Origin of the sequence: Marinoscillum sp. (assembly GCF_040222955.1) — a bacterium.
Lineage (GTDB): Bacteria > Bacteroidota > Bacteroidia > Cytophagales > Cyclobacteriaceae > Marinoscillum.
In genome coordinates, this window is the sequence record NZ_JAVKCA010000017.1 from 1 (window position 1) to 10,706 (window position 10,706).

At 43.3% G+C, this 10,706-nt stretch carries 10 protein-coding genes and 1 tRNA gene; 5 read left to right on the plus strand and 6 right to left on the minus strand.

Annotation, left to right across the window (positions count from 1 at the left end; all coding sequences use genetic code 11):
- Positions 1 to 240: 240 nt before the first annotated feature.
- Genes RIH33_RS14390 through RIH33_RS14405 form a run of 4 tightly spaced genes read right to left on the minus strand, consistent with a single transcriptional unit; the run spans position 241 to position 4,565 of the window.
- Complete coding sequence (locus RIH33_RS14390; protein WP_406652252.1) at positions 241 to 1,515, minus strand: adenylosuccinate synthase; 1,275 nt, start codon at positions 1,513 to 1,515, stop codon at positions 241 to 243.
- A gap of 4 nt (positions 1,516 to 1,519) precedes the next feature.
- Positions 1,520 to 1,858, minus strand: a complete 339-nt coding sequence (locus RIH33_RS14395; protein ID WP_406652253.1) for an STAS domain-containing protein — start codon at positions 1,856 to 1,858, stop codon at positions 1,520 to 1,522.
- A complete protein-coding gene (locus RIH33_RS14400) occupies positions 1,855 to 2,316 on the minus strand; it encodes a Fur family transcriptional regulator (RefSeq protein ID WP_406652254.1) in 462 nt (153 codons plus the stop codon). The genes RIH33_RS14395 and RIH33_RS14400 overlap by 4 nt, the downstream gene beginning before the upstream one ends.
- A 47-nt stretch (positions 2,317 to 2,363) precedes the next feature.
- Positions 2,364 to 4,565, minus strand: coding sequence for a RelA/SpoT family protein (locus tag RIH33_RS14405; protein WP_406652256.1), 2,202 nt, complete (start codon positions 4,563 to 4,565; stop codon positions 2,364 to 2,366).
- 69 nt (positions 4,566 to 4,634) lie between these two features.
- Between RIH33_RS14405 and RIH33_RS14410 the strand changes: the two genes are divergently transcribed.
- The 4 genes from RIH33_RS14410 (at position 4,635) to clpX (ending at position 8,106) form a co-directional block, all read left to right on the plus strand.
- Positions 4,635 to 4,719, plus strand: a tRNA-Leu gene (locus RIH33_RS14410).
- Positions 4,720 to 4,790: 71 nt separating this feature from the next.
- Entirely contained in the window at positions 4,791 to 6,110 is a 1,320-nt protein-coding gene (gene tig, locus RIH33_RS14415; protein ID WP_406652258.1) for a trigger factor, read from the plus strand.
- A gap of 89 nt (positions 6,111 to 6,199) precedes the next feature.
- On the plus strand, positions 6,200 to 6,877 hold the full coding sequence (locus tag RIH33_RS14420) for a ClpP family protease (protein ID WP_406652260.1): 678 nt from the start codon (positions 6,200 to 6,202) through the stop codon (positions 6,875 to 6,877).
- Entirely contained in the window at positions 6,877 to 8,106 is a 1,230-nt protein-coding gene (gene clpX, locus RIH33_RS14425; RefSeq protein WP_406652261.1) for an ATP-dependent Clp protease ATP-binding subunit ClpX, read from the plus strand. The genes RIH33_RS14420 and clpX overlap by 1 nt, the downstream gene beginning before the upstream one ends.
- Here clpX and lpxB read toward each other — a convergent pair.
- Entirely contained in the window at positions 8,092 to 9,195 is a 1,104-nt protein-coding gene (gene lpxB, locus RIH33_RS14430) for a lipid-A-disaccharide synthase (protein ID WP_406652262.1), read from the minus strand. The two genes, clpX and lpxB, sit on opposite strands and share 15 nt — an antisense overlap.
- Complete coding sequence (locus tag RIH33_RS14435) at positions 9,192 to 9,620, minus strand: 6-pyruvoyl trahydropterin synthase family protein (RefSeq protein ID WP_406652264.1); 429 nt, start codon at positions 9,618 to 9,620, stop codon at positions 9,192 to 9,194. Before RIH33_RS14435 ends, lpxB begins: the two co-directional genes overlap by 4 nt.
- A 93-nt stretch (positions 9,621 to 9,713) precedes the next feature.
- Here RIH33_RS14435 and rfaD point away from each other — a divergent pair, with 93 nt between their 5' ends.
- The gene (rfaD, locus tag RIH33_RS14440) at positions 9,714 to 10,679 is read left to right on the plus strand and encodes an ADP-glyceromanno-heptose 6-epimerase (protein WP_406652265.1); all 966 of its coding nucleotides are present in this window, start codon (positions 9,714 to 9,716) and stop codon (positions 10,677 to 10,679) included.
- The last annotated feature ends 27 nt before the right edge of the window (positions 10,680 to 10,706 follow it).

Consider the following 10,706-nt stretch of genomic DNA (forward strand, 5'->3'; position numbering starts at 1 on the left):
TAAATGACCGTTTTAACTATTCAGCGCCTATTCCTTTCTCCTCTTTTCTGTTTCTCTGACCCTGAAAGCGGATGCAAAATTAGAACTTATTTTTTAATATCAAACCCATTTGAGAGAAAAATATTTTTTTATTTCTAAGCCCCTTCACACCACATTCCCTCAACTCAATCCCCATCCCCGCTGAATGGACGGCAAAGATAGTAAAACTCATGAAGTCAGAAAGGGATTAGGAATAAATAGTTAAGATATTTTTTCTTTCAACAACGTTTGGGTCCTGTCTGGTCCCAAAGAGATCAAACTAATGGGCGTTTTCGTCTGATTTTCAATGTATTTGACATACTTCTCCAAGGACTGAGGTAAATTTTCAAATGCAGAAATATTGTTGTCTTTCCACCCTTTAAAAGACTCATAGAGCAGGCCTTCATTTTGACTATCCAGATAAAGAGGGAGCTCCTCTGTGATTTGATCGCCGAGCTTGTAGCTATGACAAACCTTGATTTCATCCATATCTGAAAGAACGTCAGCTTTCATCATGAAAAGCTGAGTCACTCCATTGAGCATACATGTGTACTTAAGTGCTGGTAAGTCTAACCAGCCACACCGCCTGGGTCTACCAGTGGTCGCGCCAAATTCATTGCCAAGCTTCCTTAGTGCCTCACCGGCATCTCCATGAAGCTCGGTAGGGAAAGGTCCACTACCCACCCTGGTACAATAGGCTTTGAAAATGCCATACACTTCACCAATCCTGCCTGGCGCCACGCCGAGTCCCGTGCAGGCTCCGGCCGCTATGGTATTGCTACTGGTAACGAAAGGATAGCTTCCGAAATCAATATCCAGTAAGGAGCCCTGTGCCCCTTCAGCCAGCACGCTCTGGCCGTCTACCAAAGCCTGATTAATCAGGTATTCCGTGCTGAGGATGTCAAATTCCCGTACCAGCTCAACAGCCTCAAAAAACTGCTTTTCCTCTTCTTCTAATAATGCCTCGAAATTATAACGCTCGAGGATCTCCAGATGGAAATCTCGGAGCTGCTTATAGCGCTCATCAAAATCAGGTTCATTGATATCTCCAATTCTCAATCCTTTCCTTGCGGCTTTGTCCTGATAGGTTGGGCCAATGCCACGAAGGGTTGAGCCAATTTTCTTATCTCCTTTGGCTATTTCATAAGCCTTATCCAGCATTCTGTGGGTAGGAATAATCATCTGGGTCTTATTAGATATCACCAGATGCCGTTTCAAATCCAGGTTGAAGGGAGCAAGCTCCTCAATTTCTCTTTTGAAAGTAATGGGATCAAGGACCACACCATTGCCAATGACATTGAGGATGCCCTCATGGAATATACCTGAAGGTATCTGATGCAACACGTGCTTATGCCCATCAAATTCGAGGGTGTGACCAGCATTGGGACCTCCCTGAAACCTGGCCACCACATCGTATTTTGGTGCCAAATAATCCACAACTTTTCCCTTACCCTCGTCTCCCCACTGAAGGCCTAATAAAATATCAACTGATGCCATTAAACTATTTGATTTTGCTGAGCGCTTCCTGCTCTGTATCTACTATGTTAAAAATTGCCTGAAGCTTGGTGATGATAAGTAGCTTCTGGACGTGTTCTGAGGGTTTAATTAAAAACAACTCACCCCCTTTGTTTCTGAATTTTGTGAGCAAAGTTATTAAAACTCCGATACCACTACTATTGATGTAGCGGACATCCGAAATATCAATAAGACAATACTTCATGCCTTTGGCCAGAGAATCGTTCACGAGTTCTACTAGCTCAGGGCCATTATTCTCTCCTATTAAATCGCCATTAAAAACTAGTCTAAGTTGATCGCTGGCGGTTGTGTGTTTATAATTCATTGTTTGATATTCGGTTTATTCTCGCAATTTTCTCTTTTACAGTTGGCATGCAAAATCAAAGAATGGTGCATTACATCAAACTGCAGAAGTTCACCAACGGTATTTTGAATGTTTTGGATGCGCGGATCACAAAACTCCATCACCTTATTACAATCAGTACAAATAAGATGATCATGCTGACGGTATCCATAGGCCTTTTCATATTGCGCCAGGTTCTTTCCAAATTGATGTTTGGTAACCAACTCACATTCCACCAGCAAATCAAGCGTATTATATACAGTAGCTCTGCTCACCCTGTAATTTTTATTCTTCATACTAATGTAGAGTGACTCTACATCAAAATGCCCGTTTCTGGAATAGATTTCCTCAAGTATGGCGTATCGTTCAGGGGTTTTCCTCAGGCCCTTTTCTTCTAAATACTTAGTAAAAATATTCTTAACCTCCTCAAATACGATCACTTGACTTCAATTTGGTGCAAATATACAAGTTAGAAGTTCAAAATTAATCAGTTGTCCCGGGTAACAGAAACAACACCAGGTACTACCTCCAATTTTCCTATGAGTTGATCTACGTGTTTGGTGTCACTCACATATAGCTGAATCTCCCCTTCAAATATGCCGCCTTCGGTATTGATAGTGATTGATCTCATATTCACTTTCAACTCACCGGATATAATACTCGACACGTCGTTAATTAAACCCATCCGATCCGTGCCTATAATTCTCAGACCGGCAAGGAACGAATTATCCTGACTAGACGTCCATTTAGCCTTGACTACCCTATATCCATAATTGGAGAGCAATTCAGCAGCATTGGGACAAGTGGTCCGGTGAATTTTGATTCCATCATTGACCGTGACGAAACCAAACACATCATCACCCGGGATGGGGTTGCAGCATTTGGCAAACTTATAGTCTACCACATCCATGTCCTCTCCGATTAAGAGTAGGTCAAAGTCCTTTTCTCTGACTTTCTTGATCTGAGACTGCATCCCCTTGGGGTCAGTAACCCTCCGGTATTTGTGCTCTTCCTCTTTCTTCTCGTTGAATTTTTTGATCAGGCTATGATCGATCTTTCCTTTCCCTATCAGGTAAAATAGGTCTGTGGGGGTTTTTACATCAAAATGGTCTGTGAGCTGCATGAGGGCCTCCTGAGTGAAACCGATTTTGAGCTGCTTGAGCTTGCGCTTGACAACCTCCTTCCCCTCTACTACAAATTGCTTTTTCTCTTCCTTGAGTGAATCTTTGATTTTGGATTTGGCCTTGGAGGTAACCACGTACTTTAGCCAGTCCTCATTGGGTTTTTGCTTTTTCGAAGTTAAAATCTCTACCTGATCGCCATTTTTTAATACATAATTAAGCGGGACCAGTTTCTGGTTTACTTTGGCTCCGAGGCAATGGGCCCCTACTTCGGTGTGTATATCAAAGGCAAAGTCCAGAGCCGTAGACCCATTAGGCATGGTGACCAGATCACCCTTCGGGGTAAACGCAAATACTTCTTCCTGAAAAAGGTTGGATCGGAAGTCATCCACAAACTCTATGGCCGAAGCATCATTTTGTTCAAGGATTTCGCGGACTTTTCCAATCCAAAGTTCGAGCCCCTTATCAGCATCTCCATTTTTGCTTTCCTTATATTTCCAATGCGCAGCATACCCTTTTTCGGCAATTTCATCCATCCGGCGAGTTCGTATCTGCACTTCCACCCATTGTCCCCTACCACTCATCACTGTGGTGTGAAGTGATTCATAGCCGTTGGATTTAGGTATACTTATCCAGTCTCGCAAACGATCCGGATTGGGCTGGTAGTAATCTGTAACGATGGAATACGCCTGCCAGCAGGCTGCCTTTTCATTCTCCAGCTCTGTGTCCACGATAATTCTTACTGCAAACAGATCATAGACTTCCTCGAAAGGCACGTTCTGCTTTTTCATCTTATTATGAATGCTGTGAATGGACTTGGGCCGCCCCTTTATCTCATATTGGAAACTTTGACCATTAAGTTCATCCTTGATCGGCTTGATAAAATTCCGGATAAACTTACTTCGGGCATCCTTAGTGGCATTGATCTTGGATGCGATGTGTCTGTAGGCATCCCCATCAGTATACCTGAGGTATAGATCTTCCAATTCAGACTTAATGGCATATAGTCCCAGACGATGCGCAAGTGGCGCATAGAGGTAAATGGTTTCGTTGGCTATTTTAAGCTGCTTATCCCTGGGCATGCTCCCGAGGGTACGCATATTATGGAGCCTATCGGCCAGTTTGATGAGGATCACCCGCACATCGTCTGACAAGGTCAGGAGCATTTTCCGGAAGTTCTCAGCCTGCTGGGAGCTCCCCTGATCAAATACACCGGCAATTTTGGTGAGACCATCTATGATGCTGGCTACCTTCTTCCCATATCCTCGCTCGATATCGGCCAGCTCCACCTCCGTATCCTCCACAACATCATGTAGTAAGGCTGAAACAATCGAAGTGGTACCCAGTCCTATTTCGCTGACGCAGATCTGTGCGACCTCCAGGGGATGAAATATATATGGTTCCCCAGACTTGCGGCGCATGTCCTTATGGGCCTCCATAGACATGTAGAAGGCCTTCTTGATGATCCTGGCATCCCCTGACTTCAGTATCGGTTTGGCATGTCGCAGCAGCTTGCGATACCTCCGAATGATCTCCCTTTTCTCTTCTTCTAAATCAACTTCAATCATCAACGAATAAAAATTATTTTTAGGGTTTTGCGAAATTAAACTTTTATATATCTTTGCACTCCAAAAAAAGCGGATGTGGCGAAATTGGTAGACGCACTAGACTTAGGATCTAGCGCCGCGAGGCATGGGGGTTCGAGTCCCTCCATCCGCACCAAAAAACAACCCTCTTTCCGAATAGTTTCGTGAAAGAGGGTTTTTAATTTATAAACATTAATACTTACCACATTGGACATCTCACTGGATAAAATCAACAAAACTGAAGCGGTAATTAAAGTTAATTTAAAGGCCGATGATTACCAACCTGGTGTAGCGCAAAAGATCAAAGAATATAGCAAGAAGGCCAACATCAAAGGATTCCGTCCTGGCAAAGTGCCTTTGGGGATGATTCAGAAGATGTATGGCAAGTCCATCCTGTTAGACGAGCTGAATCAATTGCTTTCTGAGAAGCTGAATACTTACCTAAGAGAGAGTGATTTACAATTTCTTGGTGAGCCCATGCCAAAAGATGATTTTGAATCAATCGACCTGGATAATCAGGAGGATTTCGAGTTTGCCTACCATGTAGGGTTTGCAGAGGAATTCGAGCTAGCCATCAATGACAAACTGAAGGTGGACAAGCACTCTATCAAGATAGACGATAAAGTGATAGGCGAAACCATTGAGAACTTACAGAAACAATTTGGAGAGTTGATCACCGCTGAGGTTTCTGAAGCAAAAGACACCCTCTACGGGCCTATCAAAAGTGCGGATGGAAGCATCAATAAGGAGATAAGCATCGATCTGAATGACGTGGAAAAGGCGTCTGTCAAGAAATTGACTGGTCTGAAAGCAGAAGATTCTGTGGAGCTTGATCCAAAGAAACTCTACACGGACAGCCACAAACTGCATCATCAGCTGGATATTTCTCACGATGCCTTTGACCTCCTGAAAGGTAAAATGACTTTCACTGTTAAAGGAATTAACCGACAGGTACCTGCAGAAGTGAATCAGGAGCTCTTTGACAAGACTTTTGGTGAAGGTACGGTAAAGGATGAGAAGGAATTCAAAGAGAAAGTAAAGGAGTCTGTTGGTAAAAGTTTTGAGAATGAAGAGGAGCAATATTTCGACTATCAGTTGAAAGAAACGCTCATCGAAAAAGCTAAAATCAACTTGCCTGATGAGTTTTTGAAAAACTGGTTACTCAAAACCAATGATCAAATCACTCCAGAAATCCTCCAGGACGAGTATGCTACCTACGCCAAAGAGCTTAAGTGGTCTTTGATCAGAAATAAAATTGTGAAGGATCAGGATTTCAAAGTGGAGAACGATGAAGTGATCGAAGAAGCTAAAAACCTAATCAGGCAGCAATTCGGACAAGCAGGCCTGATCGGGCAAATGGAAGACAAGCTGGAAATGTTTGCTCAGAATTATCTACAGGCAGAAAATGGAGATAATTACATGAAGATTTACAACCAGGTACAAAATAACAAGGTGTTCGGTTACCTTAAGGAGAATATCACCATCAAGGACAAGAAAGTGACGATGGATGAATTCAGAAAACTTTAAGGAAACTAAGTGATCCCAAAACAAGTTTAAATAAAAGTCCTTAGTGCTAAGGACTTTTTTATTTTTGCCTAGTTAAGCTAAATTGAAACATGATCAATAAAGAAGAATTCAGAAAATTTGCCGTAAAAGGCCAAGGAATAAATGGTTTAACCTTTGACGCTTATACGGATCGCGTGGAAAACATGACCCGGGCTGTCATTGAAGAGCGACCAACCAATTTCAGAGAAATTGATGTTTTCTCCAGACTCATTATGGACAGGATCATATTCCTGGGCATGCAGGTGGAGGAGAATATTGCCAATATCATTACTGCACAGCTACTCTTCCTGGAGTCTGTAGACTCTAAAAAAGACATACTGCTGTACATCAATAGTCCTGGAGGGTCAGTATATGCAGGATTGGGGATGTATGACACTATGCAATATGTAAGTCCTGATGTGGCTACGATATGCACCGGGATGGCCGCCTCTATGGGTGCGGTGTTGATGACCGGGGGTGCCAAAGGTAAAAGATCTGCTTTGCCGCACTCAAGAATCATGATACACCAACCAAGTGGCGGAATGCAGGGTCAGTCTAGAGACATGGAGATCACCTTAAAACAAATGCAGGAACTCCGAAAGGATCTTTATACGATCATCGCCAGTCATTCAGGCAGGTCTTATGAAGACATAGAAAGAGATTCTGATCGTGATTACTGGATGCGTGCATCTGAGGCTAAAGAATACGGCCTGATTGACGAAGTATTAGAAAGAAACCCAAAGAAATAATGGCGCAAGTAACTTGTAGCTTTTGCGGAAGGAATAAGAAGGATGTAGACCTGATGATATCGGGTATACATGCTCACATTTGTGATAAATGTATTTCCCAGGCTCAGCAAATCCTCAATGAAGAGCTGAAAACAAAAAGCTCGGCGGAAAGCCCAAAATTCAACCTGATCAAACCTACAGACATGAAGAGACATCTTGATGAGTTTGTAATAGGTCAGGATGAAGCGAAAAAGTACATCTCAGTGGCAGTTTATAATCACTATAAACGCCTGATGCAGGCAGATAGCAAAGATGATGTGGTGATTGAAAAATCGAACATTGTGATGGTAGGTCAAACCGGAACAGGTAAAACCTACCTGGCCCGTACGCTGGCCAAAGTGCTACAGGTGCCGTTTTGCATAGCAGATGCTACTGTACTCACCGAAGCTGGGTATGTAGGTGAAGATGTAGAAAGCATACTCACCAGACTGCTACAAGCGGCCAATTACGAAGTAGAGGCTGCCGAACGTGGTATCGTTTACATAGACGAACTGGATAAAATTGCCAGAAAATCTGACAACCCATCCATTACACGGGATGTAAGTGGCGAAGGAGTCCAGCAGGCGCTGCTAAAGCTTCTGGAAGGCACCTCTGTCAATGTGCCCCCGCAGGGCGGGAGGAAGCATCCTGACCAAAAGATGATCACGGTAAATACTGAAAACATCCTCTTCATCTGCGGTGGAGCCTTTGACGGCATTGAAAGACACATTGCGAACAGGCTGAATACCAGACCTATTGGTTTTGCCAATGCAGATGATTTCAGCACAGAGTCGGTGGACAAGGACAATCTGCTTAAATACATTACTGCATTGGACCTGAAAAGCTTTGGGCTTATTCCGGAGTTAATCGGCCGATTGCCTGTACTAACACACCTGGATCCGCTGGATGGTGTAGCCTTGAAAAAAATCCTTACGGAGCCTAAGAACGCTCTGATCAAGCAGTATGAAAAGCTGTTTGACATGGAAGACGTAAAGCTTACCATGACTCCCGAGGCGCTTGACTACATTGTGGACAAGGCCGTGGAGTTTAAACTGGGTGCACGTGGATTGAGATCCATCTGCGAAGCAATCATTACTGATGCCATGTTTGAGATCCCTTCCAGCAAGGATGTGAAAGAAATGGAAGTCACTAAAGACTATGCTGAGGAGAAATTTGAAAAATCGAAATTCAATAAATTAAGAGCGGCCTAGGTCAATAATGTGTTTGGCTGCTTTTTCTGAAGCTTTTGCTTCACCCAAAATACCACGAATCTCCGAATAACCTTCGGAGATTCTTTTTTTGGATGCCACATCCGAAAGTAAGGTTTCCAGTTCGGAAGCCACATTGACGGCATTGTACTCGCCTTGGATAAGTTCCCTCACTACTTCCTTACCTGAGATCAAATTGACCAAAGAAATGTGTGGTACCCGGATCATTTTCCTGGCGATCAGATAAGTAAGCCAGCTGGTTTTGTATACCACCACCTGAGGTTTACCAATGAGTGCGGTCTCCAATGTGGCTGTTCCAGATGTTACCACCACAGCTTCAGCAGACTGTATCAGTTCATAGGCCCTATCGAAAACTATCGAGATATTGCCAACAATTCTTAGCGGTTCATATATTGACTTGTCGACATTATTAACTCCAGAGACCAAAATCTGATAGTCATCAAAAACAGTGGAGATTTTTTGAATCACAGGGATGGCCTGTTTGATCTCCTGCGCTCGACTCCCGGGTAGAAATGTAATGGACTTATGCCGTTTCAATACATGAAGTAAAGTGTCATTCCATGCATAATTATTGAGCGCCTCCATGACAGGATTACCCACATAAGTCACATTGTACCGGAGAGTTTTATAAAAGTCCCTTTCAAAGGGGAGAATCACCAGCATGCGGTCTACATTTTTCCTGATTCCGCTGATCCGCTGTGGTCTCCATGCCCAGAGCTTTGGAGCAATATAATAGCAGGTTTTGATCTTGGAATGCCTGGCAAAGGCTGCAACGCGTAAATTGAATCCTCCAAAATCAATTAAAATGAGCACTTGAGGAGAAAAGGTATAAATGTCTTGCTGACATCTTTTCAACAGGCGACGTAGTATCCAGATACTCTTGAAAACTTCCCAAAAACCCATCACTGTCAAGTCGCGATAGTGTTTCAGGATTTTGGCACCCGCTGATTCCATCTGATCACCACCCCATCCAACAATCTCTGCCTCCGGATCTTGTTTGATGATTTCCAGGATCAGGTTTGCTCCATGCAAATCACCAGATCGCTCCCCGGCTACAAGAAAGTATTTCATCCTTTGGTTTCGCCAAAGTACTCTACGTAATTGCGTGGTGTTTCGTATAATTTCAAACTATGAAGCGTGCAGTCACTCCCTAGTAATTCAACCTTAGGTGCCAGAATTTTCCAAAATTCTATGACCAGGTTTTCACAGCTGGCAAGTTTACCCAGCATAAAATCAACATCCAGATTCAGATTCTTATGATCCACTTTATCTGTAATGTCGGTACGCACGAGCGTACTCAATTTCTTCAGGTCTACCACAAAACCCGTCTCAGGATCAGGCAGCCCTCTTACTGTTACGATTAGTTCAAAATTGTGCCCATGCCAGTTGTCATTGGCACAGGGGCCAAACACCTCCACATTTTTCTCCCTTGTCCAATTGGGATTATATAGCTTGTGCGCCGCATTAAAATGTTCTTTCCTACTTACGTAAATCATAACCGCTGAAAATCTGCCCACAAAGATAGAAAGTTTAGTGCCCTTACTAAAGGCTTATGACACGGATGATTAAATTTGAAAAAACAACTTTATATGATCGTAGTAACAGGCGCAGCGGGATTTATAGGTAGCTGCATGATCGGCAGACTCAATCAAAGCAATTTTAACAATATCATAGCGGTAGATATCTTTCAGGATGAGTTCAAAAATCAGAACCTCTTAGGGAAGAACCTCCGTGCGACTATAGATCGGGAAGCCTTTCTTCCCTGGCTGGATGAAAATGCGGAAGCAGTGGAGTTTATCTTTCATCTTGGCGCTCATACTGATACCACAGAAGAGAACACAGACACTCTCAAAAAACTGAATACTGACTTCTCGAAAGCCATCTGGAAACGCTGTGTGGATGAGCAAATTCCCTTGATCTACGCGAGTAGTGCTGCGACGTATGGTGACGGAAGCCATGGTTTTTCAGATAACGAAACTACCCTAAAGAGCCTGATACCACTTAATGCCTATGGTCAGTCAAAGCATGACTTTGATGTATGGGCTATTTCACAGGAGACAATGCCATTTTTTTGGGCGGGTTTGAAATTCTTCAATGTGTATGGACCCAATGAATACCACAAAGAGCGCATGGCTTCTGTGGTCTATCACTCCTTCCAAAAAATAATTGAGTTCAATACACTGAAACTCTTTAAATCCCACAATCCGGGTTTTCAAGACGGTGAGCAAAAAAGGGATTTCCTCTATGTAAAGGATGCCGTAGAGGTGATGTACTGGCTAATGCATCATCGGAAAAATAGTGGGATTTACAATATTGGCACAGGTCAGGCGCGCACATTCAATTCACTGGCTCAGTCGGTTTTCAAGTCGCTCGGGCTGGAACCAAAAGTTGAATACATCGATACTCCTGAAGACATTCGGGAGCAGTACCAGTACTTCACCCAGGCAGATAATCAAAAAATAAAGTCCATTGGTTACCCAATGGACTTTACAACTCTAGAAGCAGGCGTCGATGACTATGTCAGGAACTACCTACTCGATATGGCTTATTATTAAAACAAGGGCAACCGCACATCATACGGC

What these genes read in the sequence shown, in the direction of transcription:
- RIH33_RS14405 (WP_406652256.1), bottom strand. Translation starts at nt 4,565, where the DNA reads ATGATTGAAGTTGATTTAGAAGAAGAGAAAAGGGAGATCATTCGGAGG.
- RIH33_RS14420 (WP_406652260.1), top strand. Translation starts at nt 6,200, where the DNA reads ATGATCAATAAAGAAGAATTCAGAAAATTTGCCGTAAAAGGCCAAGGA.
- rfaD (WP_406652265.1), top strand. Translation starts at nt 9,714, where the DNA reads ATGATCGTAGTAACAGGCGCAGCGGGATTTATAGGTAGCTGCATGATC.
- clpX (WP_406652261.1), top strand. Translation starts at nt 6,877, where the DNA reads ATGGCGCAAGTAACTTGTAGCTTTTGCGGAAGGAATAAGAAGGATGTA.
- RIH33_RS14390 (WP_406652252.1), bottom strand. Translation starts at nt 1,515, where the DNA reads ATGGCATCAGTTGATATTTTATTAGGCCTTCAGTGGGGAGACGAGGGT.
- RIH33_RS14435 (WP_406652264.1), bottom strand. Translation starts at nt 9,620, where the DNA reads ATGATTTACGTAAGTAGGAAAGAACATTTTAATGCGGCGCACAAGCTA.
- RIH33_RS14395 (WP_406652253.1), bottom strand. Translation starts at nt 1,858, where the DNA reads ATGAATTATAAACACACAACCGCCAGCGATCAACTTAGACTAGTTTTT.
- lpxB (WP_406652262.1), bottom strand. Translation starts at nt 9,195, where the DNA reads ATGAAATACTTTCTTGTAGCCGGGGAGCGATCTGGTGATTTGCATGGA.